26 protein-coding genes are annotated in these 26,801 nt (G+C 71.9%); 6 read left to right on the forward strand and 20 right to left on the reverse strand.

Translation table 11 applies throughout. The features are described 5' to 3' along the window. The first annotated feature begins 1 nt into the window (after nt 1). Complete coding sequence (locus GA0070215_RS21530; RefSeq protein WP_091049079.1) at nt 2-2,593, forward strand: bifunctional FO biosynthesis protein CofGH; 2,592 nt, start codon at nt 2-4, stop codon at nt 2,591-2,593. Nucleotides 2,594-2,654: 61 nt separating this feature from the next. Here the strand turns inward: GA0070215_RS21530 and GA0070215_RS21535 are convergent, their stop codons facing one another. Further along, a complete protein-coding gene (locus tag GA0070215_RS21535) occupies nt 2,655-3,569 on the reverse strand; it encodes an NADP-dependent oxidoreductase (RefSeq protein WP_091049082.1) in 915 nt (304 codons plus the stop codon). Nucleotides 3,570-3,643: 74 nt separating this feature from the next. After that, nucleotides 3,644-5,398 carry an MFS transporter gene (locus tag GA0070215_RS21540; RefSeq protein ID WP_091049085.1) on the reverse strand — a complete coding sequence of 585 codons (1,755 nt, stop codon included), beginning with the start codon at nt 5,396-5,398 and terminating at the stop codon, nt 3,644-3,646. Between the two features lie 120 nt (nt 5,399-5,518). On the opposite strand from GA0070215_RS21540, the gene GA0070215_RS21545 reads away from it, so the two are divergent. From GA0070215_RS21545 to GA0070215_RS21555, 3 genes are all read left to right on the forward strand, one after another. Next, a complete protein-coding gene (locus GA0070215_RS21545; RefSeq protein WP_091049089.1) occupies nt 5,519-6,034 on the forward strand; it encodes a MarR family winged helix-turn-helix transcriptional regulator in 516 nt (171 codons plus the stop codon). A gap of 68 nt (nt 6,035-6,102) precedes the next feature. Next, a complete protein-coding gene (locus GA0070215_RS21550) occupies nt 6,103-6,528 on the forward strand; it encodes a DUF6069 family protein (protein WP_018788116.1) in 426 nt (141 codons plus the stop codon). Between the two features lie 34 nt (nt 6,529-6,562). Next, nucleotides 6,563-7,195, forward strand: a complete 633-nt coding sequence (locus GA0070215_RS21555; RefSeq protein WP_091049092.1) for a DsbA family oxidoreductase — start codon at nt 6,563-6,565, stop codon at nt 7,193-7,195. A gap of 59 nt (nt 7,196-7,254) precedes the next feature. Here GA0070215_RS21555 and GA0070215_RS21560 read toward each other — a convergent pair whose 3' ends face one another. Then, the gene (locus tag GA0070215_RS21560; protein WP_091049095.1) at nt 7,255-7,767 is read right to left on the reverse strand and encodes an acetyl-CoA carboxylase biotin carboxyl carrier protein; all 513 of its coding nucleotides are present in this window, start codon (nt 7,765-7,767) and stop codon (nt 7,255-7,257) included. Between the two features lie 43 nt (nt 7,768-7,810). Continuing rightward, nucleotides 7,811-8,593 (reverse strand): 3-oxoacyl-ACP reductase, encoded by a 783-nt coding sequence (locus tag GA0070215_RS21565; RefSeq protein WP_018788113.1) that lies wholly within the window; start codon nt 8,591-8,593, stop codon nt 7,811-7,813. 243 nt (nt 8,594-8,836) lie between these two features. Here GA0070215_RS21565 and GA0070215_RS21570 point away from each other — a divergent pair, with 243 nt between their 5' ends. Beyond that, the gene (locus GA0070215_RS21570; RefSeq protein WP_018788112.1) at nt 8,837-9,265 is read left to right on the forward strand and encodes a nuclear transport factor 2 family protein; all 429 of its coding nucleotides are present in this window, start codon (nt 8,837-8,839) and stop codon (nt 9,263-9,265) included. A 97-nt stretch (nt 9,266-9,362) separates the two neighbouring features. Here the strand turns inward: GA0070215_RS21570 and GA0070215_RS21575 are convergent, their stop codons facing one another. Together GA0070215_RS21575 and accA are read right to left on the reverse strand one after the other, a co-directional pair. Continuing rightward, complete coding sequence (locus tag GA0070215_RS21575) at nt 9,363-10,730, reverse strand: acetyl-CoA carboxylase biotin carboxylase subunit (protein WP_091049098.1); 1,368 nt, start codon at nt 10,728-10,730, stop codon at nt 9,363-9,365. Between the two features lie 36 nt (nt 10,731-10,766). Next, the gene (accA, locus tag GA0070215_RS21580) at nt 10,767-12,518 is read right to left on the reverse strand and encodes an acetyl-CoA carboxylase carboxyl transferase subunit alpha (RefSeq protein WP_167361543.1); all 1,752 of its coding nucleotides are present in this window, start codon (nt 12,516-12,518) and stop codon (nt 10,767-10,769) included. Nucleotides 12,519-12,700: 182 nt separating this feature from the next. Here accA and GA0070215_RS21585 point away from each other — a divergent pair, with 182 nt between their 5' ends. Beyond that, nucleotides 12,701-13,234, forward strand: a complete 534-nt coding sequence (locus GA0070215_RS21585; protein ID WP_091049104.1) for a flavin reductase family protein — start codon at nt 12,701-12,703, stop codon at nt 13,232-13,234. Nucleotides 13,235-13,321: 87 nt separating this feature from the next. On the opposite strand, the gene GA0070215_RS21590 is transcribed toward GA0070215_RS21585, so the two are convergent. From GA0070215_RS21590 to GA0070215_RS21655, 14 genes are all read right to left on the reverse strand, one after another. Next, nucleotides 13,322-14,359: an LLM class flavin-dependent oxidoreductase gene (locus GA0070215_RS21590; RefSeq protein ID WP_091049107.1), complete on the reverse strand. Its 1,038-nt coding sequence runs from the start codon at nt 14,357-14,359 to the stop codon at nt 13,322-13,324. Between the two features lie 21 nt (nt 14,360-14,380). Next, nucleotides 14,381-15,109: an SDR family NAD(P)-dependent oxidoreductase gene (locus tag GA0070215_RS21595; RefSeq protein ID WP_091049110.1), complete on the reverse strand. Its 729-nt coding sequence runs from the start codon at nt 15,107-15,109 to the stop codon at nt 14,381-14,383. Nucleotides 15,110-15,199: 90 nt separating this feature from the next. Next, nucleotides 15,200-15,871 (reverse strand): hypothetical protein, encoded by a 672-nt coding sequence (locus tag GA0070215_RS21600; protein WP_141708232.1) that lies wholly within the window; start codon nt 15,869-15,871, stop codon nt 15,200-15,202. A 117-nt stretch (nt 15,872-15,988) separates the two neighbouring features. Next, nucleotides 15,989-16,345, reverse strand: a complete 357-nt coding sequence (locus tag GA0070215_RS21605; RefSeq protein ID WP_018788105.1) for a putative quinol monooxygenase — start codon at nt 16,343-16,345, stop codon at nt 15,989-15,991. Nucleotides 16,346-16,376: 31 nt separating this feature from the next. Further along, complete coding sequence (locus GA0070215_RS21610; protein ID WP_018788104.1) at nt 16,377-17,510, reverse strand: acyl-CoA dehydrogenase family protein; 1,134 nt, start codon at nt 17,508-17,510, stop codon at nt 16,377-16,379. A gap of 113 nt (nt 17,511-17,623) precedes the next feature. Continuing rightward, the gene (locus GA0070215_RS21615) at nt 17,624-18,388 is read right to left on the reverse strand and encodes an AfsR/SARP family transcriptional regulator (RefSeq protein WP_196806763.1); all 765 of its coding nucleotides are present in this window, start codon (nt 18,386-18,388) and stop codon (nt 17,624-17,626) included. A gap of 712 nt (nt 18,389-19,100) precedes the next feature. Beyond that, the gene (locus GA0070215_RS21620) at nt 19,101-20,039 is read right to left on the reverse strand and encodes an MBL fold metallo-hydrolase (protein ID WP_091049113.1); all 939 of its coding nucleotides are present in this window, start codon (nt 20,037-20,039) and stop codon (nt 19,101-19,103) included. After that, a complete protein-coding gene (locus GA0070215_RS21625) occupies nt 20,036-21,010 on the reverse strand; it encodes an aromatase/cyclase (RefSeq protein WP_091049116.1) in 975 nt (324 codons plus the stop codon). Before GA0070215_RS21625 ends, GA0070215_RS21620 begins: the two co-directional genes overlap by 4 nt. Before the next feature lie 64 nt (nt 21,011-21,074). After that, entirely contained in the window at nt 21,075-21,329 is a 255-nt protein-coding gene (locus GA0070215_RS21630) for an acyl carrier protein (protein ID WP_018788100.1), read from the reverse strand. Nucleotides 21,330-21,376: 47 nt separating this feature from the next. After that, nucleotides 21,377-22,621: a ketosynthase chain-length factor gene (locus tag GA0070215_RS21635; RefSeq protein WP_091049119.1), complete on the reverse strand. Its 1,245-nt coding sequence runs from the start codon at nt 22,619-22,621 to the stop codon at nt 21,377-21,379. Beyond that, entirely contained in the window at nt 22,618-23,883 is a 1,266-nt protein-coding gene (locus GA0070215_RS21640) for a beta-ketoacyl-[acyl-carrier-protein] synthase family protein (protein WP_091049122.1), read from the reverse strand. The genes GA0070215_RS21635 and GA0070215_RS21640 overlap by 4 nt, the downstream gene beginning before the upstream one ends. A 378-nt stretch (nt 23,884-24,261) precedes the next feature. Then, the gene (locus GA0070215_RS21645; RefSeq protein WP_244167087.1) at nt 24,262-25,116 is read right to left on the reverse strand and encodes a tyrosine-type recombinase/integrase; all 855 of its coding nucleotides are present in this window, start codon (nt 25,114-25,116) and stop codon (nt 24,262-24,264) included. A 247-nt stretch (nt 25,117-25,363) separates the two neighbouring features. Next, nucleotides 25,364-25,825 carry an HAD domain-containing protein gene (locus GA0070215_RS29255; protein WP_377468483.1) on the reverse strand — a complete coding sequence of 154 codons (462 nt, stop codon included), beginning with the start codon at nt 25,823-25,825 and terminating at the stop codon, nt 25,364-25,366. 485 nt (nt 25,826-26,310) lie between these two features. Beyond that, nucleotides 26,311-26,790, reverse strand: coding sequence for a DUF4279 domain-containing protein (locus GA0070215_RS21655; RefSeq protein WP_244167088.1), 480 nt, complete (start codon nt 26,788-26,790; stop codon nt 26,311-26,313). Nucleotides 26,791-26,801 lie beyond the last annotated feature (11 nt).

The raw sequence follows: 26,801 nt of genomic DNA on the forward strand, positions 1-26,801 counted from the left end.
GATGACCGGTCGACGGACGGTCGCGCCGGAACAAAACCCGCCGGGCCGGTCGGCGCTGCGCCGCGCGCTGCGCCGGGCCCGCGACGGGGTGAGCCTCGACGTCGGCGAGGCGGCGGTACTGCTGGCCGCCCGCGGCGAGGACCTGGACGAACTCGTCGGCGTGGCCGGCCGGGTACGCGACCAGGGCCTCGCCGCGGCGGGACGGCCCGGCACGGTGACGTACTCGCCGAAGGTCTTCATCCCGCTCACCCGGTTGTGCCGGGACCGCTGCCACTACTGCACGTTCGCCACCGTCCCGCACCGGGTGCCGGACGCGTACCTGAGCCCGGATGAGGTGCTCGACATCGCGGCGGCGGGCGCCCGCGCCGGGTGCAAGGAGGCGCTGTTCACCCTCGGCGACCGGCCCGAGTCGCGCTGGCCGGCCGCACGCGAGTGGCTGGACGCGCACGGTTACCCGGACACGCTGGCCTACCTGCGGGCGATGGCGGTCCGGGTGCTGGAGGAGACCGGCCTGCTTCCGCACCTCAACCCGGGCGTGCTGTCCTGGTCGGACCTGCAACGGCTCAAGCCGGTGTCGGTCTCGATGGGGATGATGCTCGAAACCACAGCGACCCGGCTGTGGAGGGACCCGGGCGGGCCGCACCACGGCTCGCCGGACAAGGAACCGGCCGTCCGGCTGCGGGTGCTGGAGGACGCCGGGCGCTCGGCGGTGCCGTTCACCACCGGCGTGCTGGTCGGCATCGGGGAGAGCCGGGTCGAGCGGGCCGAGTCGCTCTTCGCGATCCGTCGGGTGGCCCGGGCCTACCGGGGCATCCAGGAGACGATCGTGCAGAACTTCCGCGCCAAGCCGGACACCGCGATGCGGGACGTGCCGGACGCGGAGCTGACGGACCTGGCCGCGACGATCGCCGTGGCCCGGCTGGTGCTCGGGCCGTCGGCCCGGATCCAGGCGCCGCCGAACCTGGTCGGTGAGCAGCACGGGTTGATGCTGCGGGCCGGTGTCGACGACTGGGGTGGCGTCTCCCCGGTGACCGCCGACCATGTGAACCCGGAACGCTCCTGGCCGGCGCTGGACGAGCTGGCGCGGTGGACCGAGCGGGCGGGGTTCACGCTGCGCGAACGGCTGGCGGTCCAGCCGGAGTACGTTCGCAGCGGCGGTTCCTGGCTCGACCCGCGGGTCCTACCGCACGTCCGGGCGCTCGCCGACCCGCAGACCGGGCTGGCGGTGCCCGGCCGCCGGCCGACCGGGCTTCCCTGGCAGGAGCCTGCGGCCGGCTGGCGGGCGAGCGGGCGCACCGATCTGCACCTCGACGTCGACCGCCGACCCGCCGACGACCGGCGTCGCTCCGACTTCTCCGAGGTGTACGGCGACTGGGACGCGCTGCGGGAGCGGGCGAGGACGACGTCGGCGCCGGTCGGCGGCCGGCTCGACAGCGACGTGGCGGCGGCGCTGCGGCGGGCCGAGAAGAACCCGTCGGGCCTCGGTGAGCGCGACGCGTTGACGCTGATGACCGCCGAGGGGTCGGGTCTGGAGCAGCTCTGCGCGCTCGCCGACGCGCTGCGCCGGGAGGCGGTCGGCGACGAGGTCACCTACGTGGTCAACCGCAACATCAACTTCACGAACGTCTGCTACACCGGTTGCCGGTTCTGCGCCTTCGCCCAGCGGCGCAGCGACGCGGACGCGTACACGCTGTCGGTGGCCCAGGTCGGTGACCGGGCGGCGGAGGCCTGGCGGGCGGGGGCCACCGAGATCTGCATGCAGGGCGGCATCCATCCCGACCTGCCGGGCACTGCCTACTTCGACCTGGCGGCCGAGGTGAAGCGGCGGGCACCCGGGCTGCACCTGCACGCGTACTCGCCGATGGAGGTGGTCAACGGCACCGCACGGACCGGGCTGTCCATCGAGGACTGGCTCGTGGCGGCCCGCTCCGCCGGGGTGGACTCGCTGCCCGGCACGGCCGCCGAGATCCTCGACGACGACGTGCGGTGGATCCTGACCCGGGGCAAGCTGCCCGCGGCCACCTGGGTGGAGGTGGTCACCACCGCGCACCGGCTCGGCATCCCCACCACCGCGACCATGATGTACGGGCACGTCGACGCCCCGGCGCACTGGGTCGCACACCTGCGGCTCATCGCCCGCCTCCAGGACGAGACGAACGGCTTCACGGAGTTCGTCCCGCTGCCGTTCGTGCACACCAACGCGCCGGTCTACCTGGCCGGCATCGCCCGACCCGGTCCGACGGAGCGGGACAACCGGGCCGTGCACGCGATGGCCCGCATCCTGCTGCACGGTCGGATCCCCAACATCCAGACGAGTTGGGTCAAGCTCGGTGTGGACGGCAGTCGGCTGGTGCTGTCCGGGGGCGTGAACGACGTGGGCGGCACGCTGATGGAGGAGACGATCAGCCGGATGGCGGGCAGCTCGCACGGCTCCGCGAAGAGCGTCGCCGAGCTGCGGGAGATCTGCGCGCCGCTGGGCCGCCCGGTCCGCCAGCGGACCACGCTCTACGGGGAGGTGCCGGCCGAGCGGCTGACGGCGGCGGCATCCGCCAGGCCCAGCCGGGCCCTCCTGCCGGTGCTCGGGCAGCACTGAGCGCGGGTAGGACGCAGCTCCGGGCGGTCGTCGCCCGGAGCTGCGTGCGCACCGCGGCCGGTCAGTCGACGACCAGGGCCACCTTGCCCCGCACGTGTCCGGTCTCGACCTGGCGGTGCGCCTCGGCGGCCTGCCCGAGCGGCACGGTGCTGGCGACCTCGACGACCAGCTTGCCCTCGGTGTAGAGGCGGGTCAGGTCGTCGAGCTTCTGCACCGACCGCTCGGTGCCCACCCGACGGATGCCCAGCTGGGCCGAGCGCGCCCAGTCCGCGATCGTGACGATCCGCTCCGTGCTGCCGAGCAGCTCCAGGGAGACATCGAGCGCCTCGCCGCCGATCGCGTCGAGCGCCGCGTCCACCCCCTCCGGCGCCACCTCCCGGACCCGGTCGGCGAGGCCCGGCCCGTAGGTGACCGGCGTCGCCCCCAGCGAACGCAGGTAGTCGTGGTTGCGCTCGCTCGCGGTGCCGATCACCCGGGCGCCACGGGCCTGCGCGAGCTGCACGGCGAACGAGCCCACCCCACCGGCGGCGGCGTGGATCAGCAGCGTGTCGCCGGACCCGACGCGCAGCTCGTCCAGGGCCGTGTACGCGGTCTGGCCCGAGGCGGTCAGGACCCCCGCCTCGGCCCAGGACATCTTCGCGGGCTTGTGGCCCACCTGGTTGATCGGAACCACGACGGCGTCGGCGTACCCCTCCATCGTGAGGAAGGCGATCACCTCGTCGCCGTCGACGAAGCTGCTGACACCCTCACCGACCTGGTCGACGACGCCGGCGACCTCGTTGCCGAGCCGGACCGGGAAGGTCAGCGGGTTGTACGCGGCGAAGTCGCCGCGCCGGGTCGCGCAGTCGAACGGCTGCACGCCGGCGGCCTTCACCCGGATGCGCACCTGCCCGGGCCCGGCCACCGGGTCCGGCACCTCGACGAGGTGGAGCACCTCCGGGCCGCCGTACTCGTTGAACACCACGATCTTGGCCATCTGGATTCCTTCCGCCGGCGCTGGGCGCCGGTGTCGACGGTGAAGATTTGTCGATCGTCCTGCACTGCCGCCAGTCAGCTCGCCGATCCGGTCTCCCGCCCGGCCGGGCCGTCCCCCGCACCACCCGGCCGGTGGCGGCGGGCGTACGGCGGCAGCAGGAAGGTCAGCGCGAACGCGGTGGCCAGCAGCCCCACGGCGGCCCAGATCGTGCCGCGCAGTGCGGCGGCGAAGCCGCCGTGGGTGGCGTCCCGGCCGGCCTCGTCGACGGCCGCGGCCACCGCGGCGCCGTCGCTGGTCGCGCCGGAGGCTCCGCTGACCTCCTCCCCGAGCCGGCGGCAGGCCGTTGGGACGGCGTCGGGGTCGGTCGTGTCCGCGCTCTCCCGACCGCAGGCGCGCAGCCCGTCGACGATGCGCTGCTGCTCGGGGGCGGGCACGCCGATCGCGGCGAGCCGGGACCGCAGGGCGGACGCGTCGGCGTCGGCGGCCTGCGCGACCTGACCGCCGAGGAGGCCGAAGAACAGGGTGCCCAGCACCGCCGCGCCGACGGCGCCGCCGAGCTGCTGCATCGCGTTCAACGTCCCCGATGCCGAGCCGTACTCGGCGGGGCGCACTCCGGCCAGCACGATGTCGAAGAACGGGGAGAGGAACAGGCCCAGACCGGCGCCGTAGATCAGCAGCACGGGTGCGAAGTGCCACGGCGACACGTCCGCGCCCTCGACGCGGAGCACCAGGAACACCCCGAGCACTCCGCAGATCATCAGCGCGGTGCCGAGTTGCAGCGATCGGCGTCCCAGCCGTTGGGTCAGCCCGACCGCGGTGGCTGCGAAGCCGACCAGGCTGCCCAGCGCCTGGGGTAGGACGGTCAGCCCGGCCTTGAGCGGCGAGAAGCCCAGACCCGCCTGGAGGAAGACGGCGAACACCAGCGCGAAGCCCACCATGGAGGTGAAGATGGCCAGCCCGGTCGCGAGGCCGCCGGTGAAGGCCCGGTTACCGAAGAGGGTGGGCACGATGAGCGGGTCGCCGCCGCGTCGCTGGACGCCGGCCTCGAACCGGGCGAAGACCACGAAGAGGATCAGCGCGAGCGCGATGAGCAGGAAGACCCAGGCCGGCCAGTCGAGTTCGCGCCCCTGCACGACGGGATAGACCAGCAGCAGTGCGGCGACCGCGGCCAGCACCGCGCCGGGCAGGTCGAGGCGGCGGGCCGTGGACTCCCGGCCGGCGGGCAGGAAGCGGGCCCCCGCCACGACGGCGAACAGCCCGATTGGCAGGTTGATCAGGAAGATCATCCGCCAGCCGGTGCCCCACAGGTCGGCGCTGATCAGCCCGCCGGCCAGCACGGGGCCGGCGACCGAGGCGAGACCCATGGCCGGGCCGAAGACACCGAACGCGGCGCCGAGTTCGCGGGGCGGGAAGACCGAGCGGATCACGCCGAGCCCCTGCGGGAGCATCACCGCGCCGAAGAGGCCCTGGGCCACCCGGGCGCCGATGAGCATGCCCGGCGAGGTGGCGACGGCGCAGAGCAGGGAGGTCAGCGTGAAGCCGGCCGCGCCGACCAGGAACACCGGTCTGCGGCCGTAGAGGTCGCCGAGGCGGCCGCCGGTGATCAGACCGGCGGCCAGGGCCAGCGTGTAGCCGGCGCCGAGCCACTGGATCAGGGCCGGGCCCCCGCCCAGTTCCGCCCGGATCGACGGGGCGGCGATGTTGGTGACCAGGGTGTCGAGCAGATTCATGATCGAGGCCAGCAGGACCACGACGAACGCCGGCCACCGCCACCGGTAGGCTCCGCCGGCCGTCGTCGGCTGCGGCGCGAGGGCCACGTTGTCGGTCATGTCGTCCCGTCCGTCAGGGTGGATCCGGGCCTGCGGTCCTGCGCCGGCCGGGATTCGGTAGCCAAAACGTTCGAAGTTCGATACCTTCCAAAAGCGAAGTATTCTGGAGTCGGAGTAATCATGTCAAGACGAACGCGGAACGAGGTGGTCTTCGGCCTGATGCGCGCGTGGCGAGCCGCCCGCCTGCAGACCGATCTGCTCGACGACACCGCCTTCCACAAGATCGGCATCAACCGCACCGACGGACGCTGCCTGGACGCGCTCAGCGAAGGACCGATGACGGCGACCACGCTGGCCCAGGCGTGCGGGATCAGTCCCAACGCACTGACCACCGTGGTCGATCGGCTCGCCGAGCGCGGGCTGGTCGAGCGGGTCAAGGACCCGACCGACCGCCGGCGGGTGGTGGTCCGCCTCACCGCGCTGGCCGACCACATCAGCACCCAGCTGTACGGGCCGGTGGTGCAGTGGTCGCTCCACAACTTCGAGAAGTACTCCACCGACGAACTCGAACTCATCGAAGGCTTCATCAACTCCGGCCGGGAGTTCCAGGCCGAACACGTCAGGTACATCAACGAGCTGGAGCTGTCCTGGGACGTCCCGGACGCACCGGCCACCGACGGCCCCGGCGGGGGCTGATCCACCACGTCCCCACGCGGGCGTACCGCCGGCGCCGTCGACGTCATCGACAGCCTAGGGAGCAGAACATGGCCACGACCACGGAACACGTCCGCCCCGCCCTCGGACGCCTCGGCGTCCGGACCCTCGTCACCGTCTCGGCGATCCTCGCCGCCGCCCTCGTCTACCTGCTCTTCGTCCGCGTCGGCGGTTACGAGCTGCGGGTTCCGGAGACCCCCGGTTCGAGCGTCTCGCGCCCCATGCAGTTCGGCGAGATGGTCGGGGCGGCGACCATCGCCTGCTTCGCCGGCCTGGCCTTCCTGACGGTACTGGAGCGCTTCACCCCCAAGGCCCTGACCATCTGGACGGTGGTCGCCGTCGTGCTCTACCTGGGGACCCTGCCCTACCTGCCCGGCTTCCGGGTGATGGACCGGCTGATCATCGTGCTCATGCACACCGCACTGGCCGCCGTGCTCATCCTGGGCCTGCGCCGGACCTCGACCCGTCCGGCGTGACGGGCCGACGACACCCACGCAGAGGAGGACGAGGATGCTCGTCGAGGTCTGGTCCGACATCATGTGTCCCTGGTGCTACATCGGCAAGCGGCGGTTGGAGAAGGCGCTGGCCCGGCTGGGCGACCCCCGCATCGGCATCACCTGGCGCAGCTACGAACTGCGGCCCGGCCACACCCGTACCCCGGACATCACGCTCGGCGAAGGAATGGTGCGCTGGCGGGGCCGGACCGAAGCCGAGGTGACCAAGCTCTTCGGCTGGATCCGCAGCCTGGGCGCACAGGAGGGGCTGGCGCTCAACCTCGACACCGTCCGCCCGGTCAGCTCGTTCGACGCGCACCGGCTGACCCACCTGGCCGGTGCGTACGGGCTTCGCGACGAGATGACCGAACGTCTCTTCCGCGCCCACCTGACCGAGAACGTCAACGTCGCCGACCACGAGGTGCTGCTCGATCTCGCCGACGAGGTCGGACTCGACGCCGCGACGGCCCGGCAGGTCCTCGACAGTGACCGGTACGCCGCCGAGGTGCACGCGGAGGCCCGTGCGGAGGGGGTGACCGCCGTGCCGACGGTGCTGGTCGACCGCCGGCAGCACGTCGCCGGAGCGGCCGAGGTGACGGAGTACCTCGCCCTGCTGCACCGGGCGCAGGCCGCCGCGGCCCCGTCCTGACGGCGGCGGGGCCGGCCGGACGACGGATGTCCGGCCGGCCCCGCCGCCGGTGCCACCTCTCATTCGGCGCCGAACGGCGCCAGGGCGAGCAGGCGTTCGTCGTACTCGACGTCGGCGCCGTCGTCGCGCAGCACCGCCACCACCGTGCCGTGCACGTCGGCGTTGACCGGGATCATCAACTTCATCGCCTCGACGATGCCCACCTGCTGGCCCGGCGAGACGATGTCGCCCTCGGTGACGAACGGCTTCGCGCCGGGCTCGGGGGCCCGGTAGAAGACGCCGACCGTGGGGGCGCGGACGAAGTGCTGCCCGGAGTCCGCGACGGCTTCGACCGCCGGGGTGGCGGCCGACCCGAGCGGAGCCGGCGGCTCCGCCGCGGCGACGGCCGGTCCGGCCGTCGACCACTCCGCCTCCAGCGTCAGCTCGCCGGCCCGGATCCGCAGCGCTGAGGGCTGCCGGGGCAGGTCGGCGAGGAGTTGCAGGGCGCTGCGCCGTACGGCGTCCAGGGCGGCCGGGAGATCGGGCGACGTCCGGTCGCTTCCGTCGCCTGCGACGGCGGTGTCTGGGCTCATTGCCAGCCTTCCTGCTCGGCGGAAAATCGGGGAACCATCGCGGTCAGTAGTTGCCCAGGCCGCCGCAGACGTTGAGCGCCTGGGCGGTGACCGCCGCCGCGTGGTCGCCGACCAGGTAGTCGACCATCGCGGCGACCTCGTCGGGCTGGACGTAGCGGCCGAGCGGAACCCGGGCGGTGATCCGGTCCCGGGTCTCCTCCTCGGAGACCCCCCAGATGTCCGCGTAGTGCGCCCGGACCCGCTCGGCCATCGGCGTCTCCACGAAGCCCGGGCAGACCGCGTTCACCGTGACGCCGGCGCGCGCCAGCTCCAGGCCGAGCGCCTTGGTGAGACCGACCACGCCGTGCTTCGAGGCCGAGTACGGCGCCGCGTGCACCACGCCCTGCTTGCCGCCTGTGGATGCGATGTTGATGATCCGGCCGTGCCCCCTCTCGAGCATGCCGCCGACCTTGAGCACCTCCTTGGTCATCAGGAAGACGCTGTTCAGGTTGGTGTTGATCACGTCGAACCAGAGTTCGTCGGCGATCTCGGCGGTGGCGCCGCCGCCGCTGCGGCCGGCGTTGTTGACGAGCACGTCGACCGGCCCGTAACGGGCCACGGCGGCGGAGACGAACCGGCGGATGTCGTCCGGCACGGAGACGTCGCAGGTCTGGCCGTCCACCTCGAAGCCCTCGTCGCGGAGCGCCTTGATCGTCGCCGACAGCTCCTCGTCGTGGCGGGAGCAGATGAAGACCCGGTGGCCGCCCGCGGCCAACCGCCTGGTGATCGACAGACCGATGCCGCTGGTCGCCCCGGTCACGATCGCGACCGGCTGGTTTCCCTTCACGCTTCCTCCACTGACCACTTCGTAGGACAGGACGCTGTGACGGTGGCGCAGCGGGCTCGAGGCCGCGTCGAACCGGTCTGGAACACCGGCCCGACCACCGGCGCTCGCCGCGTTCTCGAGGCCGGTTCGAGGCCTTCGGGGCACGGTGGGCGCAGTGGTCGGCAGGGCCACGGCGGCGTACGCACGCGGTGGCCCCCGAGGGCGACCCGGACCGGCCGCCCAGTCTCTCTCCCGAGGAGCGCGATGATCGGCACCGAGTCCCTCACCGACCTGTACGTCGAGGTCCAACACTTCTACGCGCGACAGATGCATCTGCTCGACGGGGGCGCGTTCGAGGAGTACGCGGCGACGTTCACGGAGGACGGCGAGTTCACCCACACCCCGCAGCAGCCACCGGCCCGCACCCGGGCGGGCATCGTCGCCGAGCTGAACCGGTTCCACCAGCGCTTCGCCGACGACCCGGTGGTCCGTCGGCACTGGTTCAACATGCTGAAACTGGACCCGCTGGAGGGCGGGGACATCGCGGCGACCTACTACGCCCTGGTGGTCACCACCCGACCCGGTCGCAACGTGACCATCGCGCCGAGCTGCGTGGTCCACGACGTCCTGGTCCGCGAGAACGGCGCGCTGCTTACCCGGTCCCGGAAGGTGGACCACGACCAGGTGCCGTGAGCCGTCGCACCGGGTCCTCCGGCGCGGCAGGGTCCACCCTGCCGCGCCGCGTCCCGTTACGGGCTTGTTGGATCCGCCGCGCGGGATGCCTGACGGGCTACCGGACGGCCGGCACGCCGACGGTGGCGAAGAGTTCGTCGACGAGGGCGGTGTTGTGCTCCGCCGCCCGGAAGGTCGGATGGTCGACGACCTTCCGCAGAAAGTCGCGGGTGGTGCTGATCCGGGGGCCCGACACCCGGCACTCGTCGAGTGCGCGCAGCATCCGGGCGATGGCCCGGTCCCGGTCCGGCGCCCAGACGATCAGCTTGGCCAGCAGGGAGTCGTAGTTCGGCGGCACGACGTAGCCGGGGTACGCGTGGGTGTCCACCCGGACGAACGGCCCGGCGGGCACGACGAACTCCTCGAGCAAACCGGGGGTCGGTGCGAAATCGGCGTCCGGGTTCTCCGCGTTGAGCCGGCACTCGATGGCCACCCCGCGCGGCTGGACGTCGCGTTGGGTCATGGTCAGCCGCTCGCCGGCCGCCACCCGGAGCTGTTCCTGCACCAGGTCCACGCCGGTGACCGCCTCGGTGACCGGATGCTCCACCTGGATCCGGCAGTTGACCTCCATGAAGTAGTACCGGCCGTCCGGGTCCACCAGGAACTCGAAGGTGCCCGCCCCGACGTAGCCGACCGCCGACGCGCCGGCGACGGCCGCGGCGCCCATCCGCTCGGCGAGACCGTCCGGCAACCGCGGCGACGGGGTCTCCTCGATGAGCTTCTGGTGCCGGCGCTGCACGCTGCAGTCGCGCTCACCGAGGTGGATCGCGTTGCCGTACGCGTCGCAGAGCACCTGGATCTCGACGTGCCGGGCGCTGCGCAGGTACTTCTCCACGTACACCCGGCCGTCGTTGAAGAGCATCTGGGCGGTGGCCCGGGTCCGGCGGTGGGCGTCGGGGAAGTCGTCGGACCGGGTCACCACCTGCATTCCTCGACCGCCGCCCCCGGCGACCGCCTTGATGATCACCGGGTAGCCGATCTCGTCGGCGAGCCGGTGGGCGGCCTCGGGCCCGAGCGGATCGAGGCTTCCCGGCAGCAGCGGCAGGCCGGCGTCGGACATGATCTTCCGGGCCGAGCCCTTGTCCCCCAGTTTCGCCATCACCGGCGCGGGCGGACCGATCAGGACGATCCCCTCCATGGCACACGCGTCCGCGAAGTCGGGATCCTCGGAGAGGAAGCCGTACCCGGGGTGAATGGCATCCGCGCCGGTGCGCCGGGCCGCCTCCAGGATCGCGGCGGCACAGAGGTAGCTCTGCCGGGGCGGCGGCGGACCGATCTGCACCGCCTCGTCCGCGTACCGCACGGCCGCCGAGTCACGGTCCTGTGTCGAGTGCACGACGACCGTGCGGATGCCCATCTCCCGGCAGGCGCGGGCCACCCGGAGCGCGATCTCGCCCCGGTTGGCGATCAGGATCGTACGGAACACGGCTCTCCTTCGAGGGCGGGGTGCGGGCGGAGGCGCCTACCGGCGCGGTTCGCTCATGGTGCGCAGCTCGGACTCGACGGTCAGCGCCGATCCGTACTGCCGGAACCGGGCCCGGCGGTCGGCCCGCAACTGCGGGCCGGTCAGTTCCCGCAGCTCGCCCAGACTGTCGGCCAGTGCGCGACGCAGGGCGTCGGCAGCGGCCAGCGGGTCGGCCCCGGTGCCGCCGTCCGGTTCGACCACCACCGCGTCGACGACGCCCAGCCGCAGCAGGTCCCGGGAGCCGACCCGCAGCGCGGCGGCCGCGCGGGGCGCCGCCGCCGGGTCCTTCCAGAGGATCGCCGCACAGCCCTCCGGCGAGATCACCGAGTAGACGGCGGAGCTGAAGGCCAGCACCCGGTTGGCGACCGCCAGCGCCAGCGCGCCCCCGCTTCCCCCCTCCCCGATGATCACGGTGACCACCGGGACGGTCAGCAAGGCCATCAGCCGCAGGTTCTCGGCGATGGCCACGGCCTGGCCCTGCTCCTCGGCGTCCGCGCCCGGATAGGCGCCGGGCGTGTCGACAAGCGTCACCACCGGCAGCCGGAGCTTCTCGGCCAGGCGCATCAGCCGGGCTGCCTTGCGGTAGCCGGAGGGCATCGGCATGCCGAAGTTGCGCTGCGACAGCTCCGCCGCGGTGTGCCCCTTCTGCTGCCCGATCACCATGACCGGACGCCCGTCGAGCCAGGCCGTCCCGCCGACCACGGAGGGACAGTCGCCGGAGATCCGGTCCCCGTGCAGTTCCTGGAAGTCGACGAAGGCCGTCGCGAGGTAGTCGAGCGTGGTCGGACGGGTCAGGTCGCGTGCCCGACGGACCTGCTCCCACGCGTCGGCCTCGGGCAGCCGACCCGGGTCCCGCACCAGCCCCTCGCCCGGCTCGGGCCGGCCGCTGCGGGAGGACCGGCCGGCGCCGACGGGCCGGGCGTCGCCGACGGGCCGGTCGGCGTCGGTGGCGGCGCGTAGCAACCGGCCGAGCTCGGTACGGAGCCGGGGCCGGGGCACGATCCGGTCGACGACGCCGCGCTCGAGCAGGAACTCCGCGGTCTGGAACTCGGCCGGCAACTGCTGCCGGATGGTCTGCTCGATGACCCGTCGACCGGCGAAGCCGAGCCGGGCGCCGGGCTCGGCCAGGATGACGTCGCAGAGTGTGGCGAAGGACGCCGCGACGCCGCCGAAGGTGGGATCGGTGACCAGGGAGACCGTCAGCACTCCCGCCTCGTCGAGCTGCGCCAGCGCGGCGGCTGTCTTGGCCATCTGCATGAGGGAGAGCACGCCCTCCTGCATCCGGGCGCCGCCGGAGGCGGAGACGATGACCAGCGGCGTACGACCGGCCAGTGCGACCTCCGCGGCCAGGGTGATCAGCTCGCCCACCGCGCTGCCCAGGCTGCCACCCAGGAAGCGGAAGTCCATCACCGCCAGGACCACCGGGACACCTTCGACGGTCGCCCGCGCGCACAGCACCGCCTCGTCCAGGCCGGTCCGGGCCCGGGCCTGGACGAGCCGCGCCGGGTACGGGACGGTGTCGACGAACTGCAACGGGTCCTCGCTGCGCGCTTCCAGGTCGAGCCGCTCGTAGCGGCCGTCGTCGACGAGCTGCGTCAACCGTTCGACCGCGGACAGCGCGGTGTACCGGCCGCACTCGGGGCAGACGCTCAGGTTGCGCAGCCACCGCTTGCCGTACACGGGGGTGGTGCAACCGGGGCAGAGCACCCACCGCGGTTCGTCCACGATCCGGTCCACGGTCTGCCTCATCCGTCCACTCCCCCTCGGCCGGCTTCCTGCTGGCGAGGAGCAATCTGCCCCGGACCGCTCGAGCGGCGACAGAGGATCGCTGGTGCCGGCGTACCCCAGCCCGACTCGACCCGGTCTCGAGCATCGGCGGCCAGCGTGATGTCGGGACGTTCGACGCCACCGACCGGAAGCAGAGGAACGAGATGATCTCAGCGGATCCGTCCGAGCTGGATGACACCCGTCGAGAGCCGCTGGACCTCGACGGCTTCCGAGCCGCCATGGCGTCCTTCCCCACCGGTGTCACCATCGTGACGACCCAGGGCCCCGAGGACACCCCGTACGGCTTCACTGCGAACTCGTTCTGTTCGGTCTCCCTGGAACCGCCCATGATCCTCGTCTGCCTGTCCCGCACGGCCCGCTCGTTCCCGGTCTTCCAGGGCTGTGAGCAGTTCGCGGTCAGCATCCTGCAGGCGCACCACACCGAGCTGGCCCGCCGGTTCGCCAGCAAGCGCGGGGACAAGTTCGCCCAGGGTCGGTTCGTCCGGACCGCCAACGGGTTGACCGTGGTCGACGGAGCGGTGGCGGTGATCGAGTGCGACCTGCACCAGCAGCACGAGGCCGGCGACCACGTCATCCTGGTCGGCCTGGTGCACTCGGTGCGGATGGCGGCGACCCGGAGCCCGGCGCTCTACGTCGACCGCGCCTTCGGCGCCGTCGGTCCGATGCCGGCCGGCTGATGGTCGGCACCGGCCGGCAGCGGTTGGTCGGAACACCTGCCACCGAAGGGGGCCGGGCCCGCGGGCCCGGCCCTTCGTCGTCTACCGTCAGTGCTCGCCCACACCGGAGAGCCGCAGCGCCCGGGCGGCGAGCCGGAGCAGCTCCAGCCGGCCGTCGGTGCCGGTCGCCGCGGCCGACACCATCACCCCGAGCGTGGTCACCCCGGCCTCCGCGTACTCCTGCATCCGGGCGGCCACCCGGTCGACCGGTCCGACCAGCGCGGTCGCGCAGACGAAGTCGAGCGGCACCGCGGCGGCCGCGCCGGCGCGGTCACCGCCGCGGACCAGCTCGTGGACCTTCTCCACGGCACCGTCGAACCCCATCTGCCGGGCCAGGGAGACGTAGAAGTTCCGCTCCGGGTCGCCGATGCCGAGCAGGTACGCGTACTGACCTCGGACCAGGTCCACCGCTGCGGCGGTGTCGTCCATGATGGCCGTGGGCAGGCAGGGCATCGCCTCGAAGCCGTCCAGGGTGCGGCCGACGACCGCCCGGCCCTCGCGCAGGTGCGCGACAGCGCGGGCGGCCAGCTCGGGTGAGGTGAAGACGCCGATCCACCCGTCGGCGATCTCGCCGGCCAGCCGCAGGTTGCGTGGACCGACCGCGGCGAGGTAGATCGGCAGATCCGGGCGGACCGGCTCGGTCAGCACGTGCAGCGGGGCGCTCCCGGCCCCGTCCCGGGGCAGCCGGAAGTGCCGCCCCTCGTACCGCACCGGCCCGCCGCGCAGAGCGGCCCGGACGATCTCCACGTACTCACGGGTCCGTTGCAGCGGATGGTCGAACGCGACCCCGTACCACCCGTCGGAGACCTCGGGGTTGGACACCCCGAGGCCCAGCCGGAACCGGCCACCGCTGACGGCGTCGAGGGTCGCCGCGGTCAACGCGGCCAGGCCCGGCGTACGGGCGGGGATCTGCATCACCCCCGACGCGAGGCCGATCCGCTCGGTGCGCCCCGCCACCAGGCCCAGCACGCTCGCGGCGTCGGAGCGGTACCCCTCGGGGGCGAGGGCGATCGCGTAGCCCAGTTCCTCGGCGGCCCGGGCGAGCAGCGCGGCGTCCTGGTAGACCAGATTGACGGCCAGCTTCATCGGCGTCTCCTTCCGGCGTCTTCAGATGAGGTGTGCTCCGCCGTCCACCAGCACGACCTGCCCGGTCATGTAGCTCGCGGCGACGACGCCGGCCACCGCCTCGGCGACGTCCGCCGGGACGCCGACGCGACGCAGCGGGGTGCTCTGCCGCACCTTCTCGGCGATCTCGGTGAACGACGCCGTCCACGGCGTCTCGATCAGTCCCGGGGCGACCGCGTTCACCCGGACCTGCGGGCCGGCCACGTTCGCCAGCAGGCGGGTGAGGTGCTCCACGGCGGCCTTGCTGACCGCGTACGGGATCGAACTGCCGGCGGGCCGGCTGCCGGCCACGGACGAGATGTTGACGACGCACCCCGCACCGGAGGCGCTCAGGTGCGGCATCGCCGCCACGGTGGTTTGCCAGGTGCCGATGACGTTGAGGTCGAGGATCTCCCGCCAGACCTCCGGCGTCACCGCGGCCAGGTCGTGGTGCGGGATGAACCGGGTCCGGCCCGCGTTGTTGACCAGGATGTCCAGCCGGCCGTACGTCTCGACCGTCGTGTCGATCAGGCGGGCAGCCTGGACCGGGTCGGCGACGTCGGCGGCGACGTACCGCGCCTCGGGCAGCGCGGCAGCGAGTTCCTCGCCCGCCTCCCGGGAGCGGACCGAATTGATCACCACCCGGACCCCCTCGCCGGCCAGCCGGCGGGCGACCGCCGCGCCGATGCCGGACGACGACCCGGTCACCACCGCGACACGTTCGTCTGCCATGTCGTGCTCTCCTTCGCTCTCCCTGACTGACCGCGGCGGTGCGGGCGCCGGATCATCCGGCACCCGCACCGCCCGAGCACCGCTGTGAGGTCAGCCGATGGTGGTGCTGCTGAACACGACCGGCGTGGCCGGGTTGCAGTCGAAGGGCCGCTGCACGCCCTCCAGGTCGGTGCGGACCCAGCTCCAGGACGGGTCGGTCAGACTCGTGCCACCGGTGGCCGTCTGCGCCACCCCACTCGGACCGGACAGCAGGTAGACCGTCACGGTGGGCAGGTCGAACGGCACGTTGGCAGGTAGCGGCCCGGCCACCGTCACGGTCAGGGTCCGCGCCGCGTAGTCGACCTTTACCTGCGGCGGGGTCGAACCGAGGTTGAGCCCGCCGGAGAGCTGGTGCCAGACGTACCAGGCGTTCGCCGGCAGCCGGTACCTGACCGTGACGTTGCGGACGTCCAGGTTGAACTTCGGGTCCGGCGTCCACTGCTGCGGGTCGAGCGTCACGCTGAACGACCGGTACGCGGCGACCCGCTCGGGTGCGGTGGAGGTGAAGGTCAGACTGAACGGCACGGTCGTCGAGCCGCCGGGGAAGGTGACGTAGCAGCTGTAGTTGACCGGCGTCGCGGTGGTGACGCCGGGCGTGGCCGTGGCCGTCGCACTCCGGCCGGTGTCGGCGCCGGCCGTGCCGGGCACCGCCGCGAGTCCCACGACGGCGAGCGCCGCGGCGGCGAGCAGGCGACGGCTCCAGGTCATACCAGTGGTCATCATCGTCCTTTCCTAGTAGGCACCCGGACGGGACCGGCGTGGTCCGTCGGGTGGCAGGAGAACCGTGCCAACCCCGGATCGAGCTTCGCTCGACGCAACGTCCACATCGCACGGCGGCGGTCAGGTCCGGGCGGTGACCTCGGCGGCCGGGATGCTGCGCTGGAGGGTGTAGGCGACCATCTCCGGCCCCTGCACCCCCGGCATGCCGGCCAGCGCCTGGCGCAACGCCCCGGCGCGGGGATTGCTCTTGAAGGACTCGCGGTACGCCTCCTCGCTGGTCCACTGCGCGTAGTTGACGAGCCGGGTGCCGTCGACGCTGAAGTGGTAGTTGGCCGAGATGAACCCGGGGCAGTGGCGGACCCACGCCTCGACGTCGCGGACCAGGAGGTCGAGAAGCTGGCGCTGGGTCTCCGGACCGTCAGTGCGCAGCGTGACGATGGCGATGAAGCCGGCCTCGGGCCGGTCGGTGTCGACCATGGTACGTCCCTCCTCGGACGGGTGTGCGGAGTCAGGCCCGGTGCCGGGCCTGTGCGGCGTACGCCGCGGCGGCGGGTTCGAACTGGAGCACGACGTGGCTGGCGGCGGCGTTGACGTCCCGCCAGGCCCGCTGCAGGCCGTTACCGTCGGCCTGGGCCCGGGTGCCGGCGGCACGGAAGAGCCGGTCCACGGCGGAGACCAGCAGGTCGACCGCGAGTGCGCAGTCGCGGCTGTTGCGGGCGACCTCCAACGGGGTGACCGCGCCGCCGTCGGCGACCGCGGCGACCCGGTCGAGAAGTAGTCGGGCGGCGTCGATCTCGCCGGCGCTGCGGGCCAGGGTGCCGTCGTACGTCGGGCCGCCACTGATGCCGTTCGCCGGGCTGGTCCGCACCTTCTCGGCGATCCACGACGTCCAGAGCTTGAGTGCGCCGTCGGCCGCCCCCAGCACGGGCACCGCGAACGCCAGGCCGTTGGCGGCCTTGAGCGGCACCCGGTGGCAGGGCGCGTCCGCGTCGGCGGCCCGACCCTGCGCCACCGCCTCCCGGGTGAAGGACCGTCGCGCCGGCACGACGACGTCGTCCAGCACGAGAGTGTTGCTTCCGGTCGCCCGCATCCCCACGTTGAACCAGGTGTCCACGGTGGTGTACGAGTCGCGGGGGACGGCGAAGAACCGGGCCTCGGGCCGACCGTCGGTCTGCGCCATGGCACAGACCAGGGCCCACTCGGAATATTCCACCGCGCTGACGAACGGCCACCGCCCGCTCACCCGCCAGCCTCCCGGCACCGGCCTGGCCTCACCGAGCGGCATCAGCGCGCCGACGATCAGTGGGTCCGGGCCGTTCCGCCACAGCTCCTCCTGACCGGAGGCGGGCAGATACGCCGCCATCCGGCCGAGACTCGCGGTCAGCGACGCGTACCAGGCGGTGGAGGCGCAGCTCTCACCGATCGCCGCGACACCGCGGGTCACCTCGGCGAAGGTGCCCGCGATGCCACCCCACCGCGACGGTACGAAGTGGCGGGCGAAGCCGGCCTCGATGACGGCCCGGACCACCTCGGGATGCAGTTGCCGGTCGGCTTCCGCCTCGCCGGCCCGCTTGCCGGCCAGATCGGCGACCTGGTCGGCAGCCTCCAGCAGACCGCTCTGGTTGGACATCTGTTCGCGCACCTCTGTGCCTCCTCGAACCACGGACGGCTGGCATCGCCGGTCACGTTCTCAGGAGGTGCTCGAGGACAACTCGACGTCAGCTCGGCCCGAGCCCCGACGAGGTGCGCGCCGGGTCACGAGGCGACCCGGACGTGGGCCCGGGCGCCGACCGGCCCGCCGGGGCGCCGCCCCGGTGCGGGCAACTGCCCGACGTTGAGCAGCTCGAACTGCATCTGCTGGATCTCCGGCGTGGGCAGCACCCCGAGTTCCTCGTCGAGGATGCGCCGCAGGTCGTGGTACGCCTGCAACGCCTCGGCCCGCCGACCGGAGCGGTTGAGCGCGGTGATGAGCTGGGCGTGGAACCACTCGTTGAGCGGGTACGCACTGACCAGGGCGCGCAGCTCCGGGATGAGCTCGCGGTAGCGACCGAGCCGCTGCTCGGCCTCCATCCGCAGCTCGATGGCCCTGATCTTGAGTTCCTCGAGGTGGGTGATCTGTCCCCGCAGGACCGCGCCGGCGGTGATGTTCGCCAGCGCGGCGCCGCCCCACAGGTCGAGCGCCTCACGCAGCACCCGGGACGCCTCCTCCAGCCGGCCGTCGTCGAGCAGGCTCCGCCCCTGTTTGGTGAGCCGGACGAAGACCGCGGCGTCGACCTCGTCCTCGGCGACATCGATGAGGTAGCCGGGCGGCCGGGTGACGAGCAGCGTACGGCCCTGGGGCACCAGCTCCTGTCGGGCGAAGATGCGGCGGGCGTGGTAGACGTACGTCTGCAGCGTGGTGACCGCGCTGCGGGGCGGGGCGTCCGCCCACAACTCCTCGACGAGCGAGCTCACGCTGACGATCTCGTTGGGTCGGATGAGCAGCAGGGCCAGCACCTGGCACACCTTCGGTGTGCTCAATGTGCAGGCCTTTCCGCGGTCTGCGACGATTTCCAGTGGACCGAGCAGTTTGAAACGCACTGTTCCCCCGAACTGACCCGTTGTTCACTGACGGTTCATGCGGACATCCGTCGCGCCTGAGCAGATAGCCAACCGGTGGCTCCGACGCCCCCGAGCAGTTGCATCAACCGCTCTACACAATGACGGCGGACTATCAGACTACGGATGATCCGTTGTTGCCGGGCACTAATTGAAGCCCTGGCCGAGCATACTCGGCCACCCACCGGCCCGAAAGGCAGTGAGATAGGCCACTCCCGGCGTGCAATGGCCGCTGAGCTGGGGAAACGTAACTTTGAGGGGCACCACCTGGTCGACGCATCACACTATCCGACAGAAGTTGCAGTTAGAGCGACCGGCAATAGGCAGGTGTCTGGGTGGACGTGACCCCGGGGTAGCAAGCAGGCACGGAACTCCATCGGTTGCAGAGCGTCGAGAACTCCGATGATCAATGGACCCGTGCCTGCTTGCCGCCCGCAGGTACCCGCATTTCCGGATCTTGGACCTATTGCCGGTCGCTCTTATTTTCGTCCGCACCCGGACGTCGCACCGGTCATCGTGTTCGCAAATTCATCGGCGCGAAACATCTCCCGTCGAAACGGGGACCCGATGAAACGAATGACGGCGAGGGTGGTGGGAACGGAGCCCGTTCCCACCACCCTCGCGATGCGCCTGATCAGGCCCAGCAGTCCGGGAGCCGCCCGCCGTTGAAATCCACCATTTCCGCGAAAACGGATGAGACGTCCAGGGGACGGCCGGGTTCGCCGCCGCGCAGTTCGTCGTACGCCCGGTGCAGGTTTCCCACCATCCGCTCGGGGTCGAGCAGATCGGCGAACTCCCCCAGACCGGTGTCCCGGGCCACCTCCAACGCCGTGAGCCCGGCGGCGAACCCGGCGGCCGCCACCTCCTGGATCCAGCGCAGGTACGCCTCGGTCCGGTCGAACACCTCCGGCCCGGCGACCGGGCCGTGCCCGCAGACCACCGTCACCGGATCGAGCCGGCGCAGCCGCGCCACCGCCCGGAGCGCCCCCGCGATCGACCCCATCAGGTTGAAGGGCGTGCATCCGGCCAGCACCACGTCACCGGCGAACAGCAACCGCTCCTCGGGCAACCAGGCGACGACATCGTTGGTGGTGTGCGCCGGACCCACGTGGATGAGTTCCACCCGCCGGTCGCCCAGGTGCACCGTGACGGCCTCCCGGAACGTGAGGTGGGGCAGGACGACCCGGACGTCACCCCAGGCCACGTCCGGCCAAAGGCCGGTCAGGGCCGTGCCGGTGGCCGCCATCTCCGTTCGGGCCTGCTCGTGGGCGACGATCGTCGTGGTGGGGCCGAAGGCGAAGTTGCCGAACGTGTGGTCCCCGTGGTGGTGGGTGTTGACCAGGATGCGGCCGGGGCCGGTGCCGAGTCGGTCGACGGTCTCCCGCAGCCGTACCGCCCGCGCCTCGGTGGCCACCGTGTCCACCACCAGCACCCCGTCGCCGCCGACCAGGATCCCCGCGTTGTTGAGACACCACCCACCATTGGGCTGGGTGTAGGCGTGAACGCCGTCGGCGACCTCCACCAGCCGGGCCGCCGACGCCGGCGGGCGGACCGTCCGGGACGAGGCGCTCACCGGGCGGAGGCTCCGGCCGTCCGCCCCGCTCTGCGGGCTGCGGCGAACTCGCCGGCCCGGGCGAGGGTGACGCCGCTGTTGCCGCCCAGCGCCGAGCGGACGTACGCCCTCGCGTCGGCCAGACTGGTCCCGGCGGCGAGCGTTTCGGCCACGGCGTGCGGGTTCATCGCCACGGTGTGCCGGGCGGTCACCACGGCGTTGCCGGACCGCTCAGTGAACGACCAGGTGCCGCTGTGCCCGAGCAACAGCTTCGGGGGCACCAGCTGCTTGTAGGCGACCAGCTCCGGTGCCCGGCACACCCGGACCGAGCGGGTGGTGTGCGCGGCCCCCTCCGCCGTGACCGTCTCCATCTCGAGGGTCTGGACGCCGGGCACCTCCTCGGTCAGCGCCGCCCGCCGCACGTGGGGCAGCCGCTCCGCCCAGCGATCCGCCCGGTCGACGAACTCGTAGGCGTCGGAGACCGCGCCCGGGATCTCAACGGTGTCCTCGAACGAGAACACCACGTCCTCGATCGGCTCACCCAGTTCGGCGATCCGGGTCAGCGCCCCCAGCTCAGCGGGGCTGTTGCGGTGCAGGGCCGCACGTATCCACGCGACCGCCTCGGGATCATCGTCGACCCCGGTGAAGTGGTGTCGCAGCACCACCTCCGTCCGCTCGTCGGGCAGCGGCCGGAACAGCCACTCACCGCCCATCGACGCCACCGGTGGCTGACTGCGTTCCTGCTCGAACCGGATCCGGCCCGCGTCGGGCTCCAGCACCCGGCGCGACGTCCACGTCTTCACCTCCCCGTTGACCAGCGCCCAGAGCTGGAACCGCTCCTGCCGCCCCTGATGGCCGAGGTGCTCCACGTACACGGTCGGCCCGAACACCGCCGGCCAGCGACGGACGTCGGCCACCAGCTCGTAGGCGAGGTCGGGGGGGCCGGGGACGACAGCGGTGTGCTCGGTGGTGTATGTCTGCGGACCGCTCATGGTTGGGCAACTCCCGTTCCATCAGTGGGGTGAGTGGACCGACCGGCGGCCGATCCGCGGCAGCTCAGACGCCGGCGGCCGCCTTGTTCACCGCGTCGAGCACGGCACCCGGCGTGGCCAGATCCAGAACCTCGTCGTCCGGGAGGCGCACGCCGAACCGCTGTTCGATCCGCGCGGCCGTCTCCATGAGAGCGAGCGAGTCGTAGCCGAGGTCCTCGAACGGGACGTCGGCGATGTCGCCGGCGACGGCGGTCGAGTCGTCCTCGCCGGCGCATTCGACCAGGATCCGGCGCAGGTCGTCGAGGGTCATGACGGACATTGGTTTCTCCTCATCGGTCACGGTGTCACTCGTCGTGCACGTGCGGGTCAGGCGCGGGCGGAGCCCGCGCCGTCGGCGACCGCCCGCAGGACCATCGCCGCGTTGAAGCCCCAGCGGCCCCGGGCCAGGACCAGGGCGACGGAGACCGAACGGTTCCGGGGCTCCCCGAGCACCAGGTCGATGCCATGGTCGGGCGGTACGTCGGCCGTGTGCCAGGTCGGCGGGACCACCCCGTCGCGGATCGAGAGCAGGGCGGCGACGACGTCCAGCGGTCCCCCGCCGGAGTAGAGCCGACCGGTCAGCGTCTTCGGCGCGGTGACGGGCACCCCATTCGGGCCGAAGATCTCCCGGAACGCATCGGCCTCGGCCCGGTCCAGTTCGGGCACTCCCGACGCGTCGGCGAACACCACGTCGACGTCCCCGGGTCGCAGGCGGGCGTCGTCGAGCGCGAGTTCCACGGCCCGCCGCAACCCGGGCGGCCGGTCGCTGCCCTCGGGCGGGTCGAAGGTGGCGGCGTACCCGGCAATCTCCCCGTACACCTGCGGCGCCCGCCGCCGGGCGACGGCGTCGGCGCGCTCGACGACCAGGATCGCGCCGCCCTCCCCCGGCAGGTAGCCGCTGGCGGCCGTGTCGAAGGGCAGGTAGGCCCGGTCCCGGTCGCCCACCGCGCTGACCCGGCCGCTGGACAGGTGCGACAGCCAGCCCCACGGATCGAAGGAGGAGTCGACGCCGCCGCTGACCACCAGGGCCGTGCCACGCCGGGCGGTACGCCGGGCGTGCCCGAGGGCGTCCAGGCCACCCGCCTGCTCGGCGACCAGCACCGCGCCCGGCCCGCGCATCCCGTGCCGGATGGAGATTTGGCCGGTGTTGACCGCGTAGAACCAGGCGAACGACTCGTAGACGCTGACGAACTGCGGCCCCTGGGACCACAGCTTGCGGAACTCGCCGTGGGTGAACTGGAAGCCACCCGAGGCGTTCGAGGTGATCACGCCCATGTCGTAGTCGGTCATCGCGGCCTGGTTGACGGCCGCATCCCGCAGCGCCCAGTCGGCGGCGACGAGGGCCAGCCGGGTGGACACGTCGGTCTGCGGCAGCAGCCGGTTCGGCAGGTGCTCGGCCGCGTCGAAGTCGAGGATCTGCCCGGCGAGGCGCGCCGGGTAACCGGTGGAGTCGAACCGGGTCAGCGGCGCGATGCCGCTGCGGCCCTCCAACGTGGAGGACCAGAACTCCTTGACACCGAGGCCGTTCGGGGCCACCACCCCGATGCCGGTGACGTAGACGGGCTCGCTCATGCCGCCGCCCCCACCGACCGCAGCACCATCGCGCTCTGGAAGCCGCCGAAGCCGCTGCCGACGCTAAGGACGGTGTCCAGCCGCTGCTCCCGGGCGGTGATCGGCACGTAGTCGAGGTCGCACTCCGGGTCGGGTGTCCGCAGATTGGCGGTGGGTGGCACCACGCCGTGCTCGATCGCCAGCGCGCAGGCGGCGATCTCGATCGAGCCGATCGCCCCCAGCGAGTGACCCACCATGGACTTGATGGAGCTGACCGGCACCCGGTACGCGTGGTCGCCGAGGCTGCGCTTGAACGCCGCGGTCTCGTGCCGGTCGTTCTGCTGGGTGCCCGAGCCGTGGGCGTTGACGTAGTCCACCACCGTCGGGTCCACCCGGGAATCGTCGAGCGCCGACCGGATCGCCTCGGCCATCTCCCGGCCGTCGCGCTTCAACCCGGTCATGTGGTACGCGTTGCAGCGGGTGGCGTAGCCGGTGATCTCGGCGTAGACGTGCGCGCCGCGACGTCGCGCGTGCTCGTACTCCTCCACCACGAACATCGCCGCCCCCTCGGCGAGGACGAACCCGTTGCGGGTGCCGTCGAACGGCCGGGACGCCTGCTCGGGCTCGTCGTTGTGCGTCGTGGTGGCCTTGATCGCGTCGAAGCAGGCCACCACGATCGGGGTGATCGGCGTGTCGGCCGCGCCGGTGAGCGCCACGTCGAGCGTGCCCTCCCGGATCAGGTCACTGGCGTAGCTGACCGCGTCGAGACCGGAGGTGCAGCCGTCCGAGACCATGGTGACCGGCCCCTCGGCGCCGACCGTCCAGGCCACCTCCGCCGGCATCACGCTGGGAATGAGGTAGTCGAACATGTGGGGCGACAGATAGTCCTGATCGACCAGCCACCGGCGCCCGCTGTCGGAGAGCACCAGGTACTCCCGCTCCAGGCTGGTCGCCGCGGCGACGGCACTGCCCAGGCTGACCCCGATCCGGTGCGGGTCGGTCGCCGCCAGGTCGAGACCGCTGTCCTCCACGGCCTCCCGCGCACAGACCACGGCGAACTGACTGGCCCGGTCCATCCGACGGATCTGGCGGGGACTGAGCCCTTCCAGTTCCGGGTCGAAGTCGCACTCGCCCGCGACCCGGGACCGGAACGGGGAGGCGTCGAAGTACGAGATGGTGCGGGTGGCCGTACGGCCCGAGGAGAGCAGATCCCAGAACTCCTTGGTGCCGCGTCCACCGGGAGCGCGGACGCCGATACCGGTGATGACCACGCGGCGGCTCATGAGCGGGCTCCCGGGGCGATCCGCTCGACCCGGGGCAGGGCGACCGGGCCTGGAGTCGGCGGGCGGACTGAGCGATTCATCACCGGTGCGTTCCCTTCGCCGGACGTGCACGGACGACGGCCGCCGGGGTTGCCGCCCGGCGACGCAGACAGCCTCGGCAATGGCGCTCGAACCACGCTCGAAGCTCGATGGGTCCGCGGCCCGGATCACCCCCGCCAACGCTCGGACGGAGCTCGTCGGTCAGTGCCGCCAGAGCGACGGCGACCTCCTGAAGACTCGCCCGGACGTACGTAATGGTGGTGCCAGCATCGCTACCGCTGTCGGAGTGCCCGGCGTACGCGCGTGCCACGGCGTAGCCGAAGTTCCGCTCGACCCACGTCAGCGTCGTGTGCCGCAGCCAGTGGGTGCTGATCTGTTGCCCGTACACCACGGCAGGTGCTCACCGATGCGCACCCACAGGTGGTCGTAGCGCCGGTAGGTGATCGGCTGCCCGTTGCGGTAACGCAGCAGCTGCCCCGTTCCCGTCGCCTGGCGCTCCTCGGCATGCTGCTGCAGATGCCTCATCAGCGTCGGTGACACCGGGTGCCACCGCACCGTGTCGCCCTTCTCCCGTAGCAGGATCAGGCACTGGTCCGGGTCCAGGTCGACCGGCCGCAGAGCCAGCGCACCGCCCCGGCGGCACGCCGTTTCGGTGTGCAGCCGCAGAAGCAGGCTGTCCAGCGCGGGGTCGTCGCCCGTGCTGGCAGCGACGGCGTTGATCTCCGCCAGCCTGCTGTCGGCAACGGCTCGTCTGGTGCTGGGCAGGCGCCGCGGCTTGGCTACCTTGAGCGCCGGATTGTCCGCCGCGCTGACGTACCCGTCAGCAACCGCCCGCTTGTACAGGCACCGCAGCGCGGCGATCAGGTGCTCCGCGGCGCTGCGTCCGCCGCGAGCGTTGCGCTGGGCCACGACGTGCGTCTTGGTGTACTCGGCAAGCTGCTCGATCTCCGACGGCGTCGGCTCGTCGAGCCGACGCTGTCCCCAGTGCTCCAGGACCCGCTTCCAGTACGAGCCGTACGCGCGCCGGGTACCGTCGCTGACCGCCGCCGATACCACCGGCACGTACTCGGCGAACGTCGGCGCCGGTGGACGGTCCGACACCGCCTCGACGAGGTCGGCCGGAGAGATGCCCATCCGCGCCGGCAGCAACCGCGCGGCATCCAGCTCCGCCCGACCCACGGTGGTGTCGCTCATGCCTGACCACCCCCCAACGCCTCGGCGTGCGCCGCGACGACCATCGCGTCCAGGGCGGCAGGAGGGTGCACCACGAGCAGGCCATCAGCGGGGTTGGCGGCCAGGAACACGCGGTCGCCGGCGGTGAGCCCGCACCAGTGTCGGACGGCCGCCGGCAGATGCAGATGGTGCTTCCCTTGCTCTCTTCATTTCTGCGCATAGCCTGCGCCGAGCGGCAGGCGATGTCCATTTGGTCACTGTTTAAGGGCTACGCTATGGAGCCGTTTTTCATCAGCCATTCTTCGATGGCATCGTAGTCCGCGTCGGTGAGGCCACGGCGTGGGTCGACACGATGCAGGAGCGCGGGAGCGCTGTGGTGTGCCGCCACCCAGGTCCGGTCGAAGTCGGTGATCTCGTCGTCGACCCAGACGAACCGGCGGCCCGCGGCCCACTCGACGAGGTGGCGTGTCTTCCAGTGCAACCGACCGTCGTCGTCATCGTCGTCTGGCCAGTCGACGATCGGCAACTGGGGCAGGCCGAGCCGCGGCGCGAGCACCTCGTTCGCTTCGGCCATCCAGGTCGTGGCCCACACCAGCTCGCACGACAACGCGGCCAGACGGCGGCCCTGTGCGGGGTCGAGCCCGGCCAGCAACGGATTGGTTTCATCGCCCGCCTGCCGGGCGGCGCCGGCGAACGGCAGGAGCGTTCCGTCCACGTCGAGGAACAGCAGCGGACGCGCACCGATCCCGTGATCGGCGAGACGGCGTAGAACCGCCTCGCCGGAGTCCTCATCCGGCCAGATCTGGTCCGCGGCCCAGTCCAGCCACTCGTGCGGCGGTTCGTCAGCTTGGAAGTAGGCGATCCTTGCGGCCTCGTCCATGCCGGTGGACTCCCACCAGTGCCACCAGACCATCAGGTGCCACTCGCCGTAGCCCATGCGCCAGCCGACGCTGTACCTCTCGATCTCCGGGTGCGCTCGCCACGGCGGCAGAACTCGGCCGTGAGTGCCAAGCTGTTCGCGCACGGCGACGTCGAGTAGTTCACGGGTCCGTTCGTCCATGAATAGACGCTCCCTCAATGTCCGACAGCTCAGCCCCGGCTTCACACCATGATGGAGGTGATCCCGTCTACGACATAGCCGAGGTTCAGGTTCCGGTTCAGCAGCCCCACGAAGTGATCGTGTTGTACTCCACGCTCCGGGTGCTCCCGGCACGATCAGCCGTAGGCGTACTCGTCGATGTCCAGCTCGGCGCCTGTGAGCCGCAGGAACTCGAGCGTCCGCCGGTCAAGGTGCCAACCCAGCAGCTGATGCTGTCCGGGTAGCTTCTGCAGTCCGTCGACCGGCCCGGATAGGTCTTCCGGCTCGCCCGCGGGATGCTCGAAAACCCGCACGACTTGAAGGACGGCCGATCCTGGACCGCCGTCTGTCCGGTCAAGTTCTGCCGCAAGCATGCCGACCTGCGGCGCGTGCACAAACAGACGATCAACGATGTGTGCGATGTGCTCGTCAACGGTCATGCCAGAGGTTCGGCAGACCACCCGCCAGCAATGCGCGGCCGGAATCACTGGATCAGCCGGGCGGCGGCTGCCTCGAATCACGGCTTCGTCCGGCTCGATCCCAAGCCGGGCGGTGATCTCTGATGCGGTCATGCTTGTTGATTTCAGCGCGAAGTAGGCGTACTGGGAGATCAGCACTGAGCGACTCG

This window comes from Micromonospora marina (assembly GCF_900091565.1).
Classification (GTDB): Bacteria; Actinomycetota; Actinomycetes; order Mycobacteriales; family Micromonosporaceae; genus Micromonospora; species Micromonospora marina.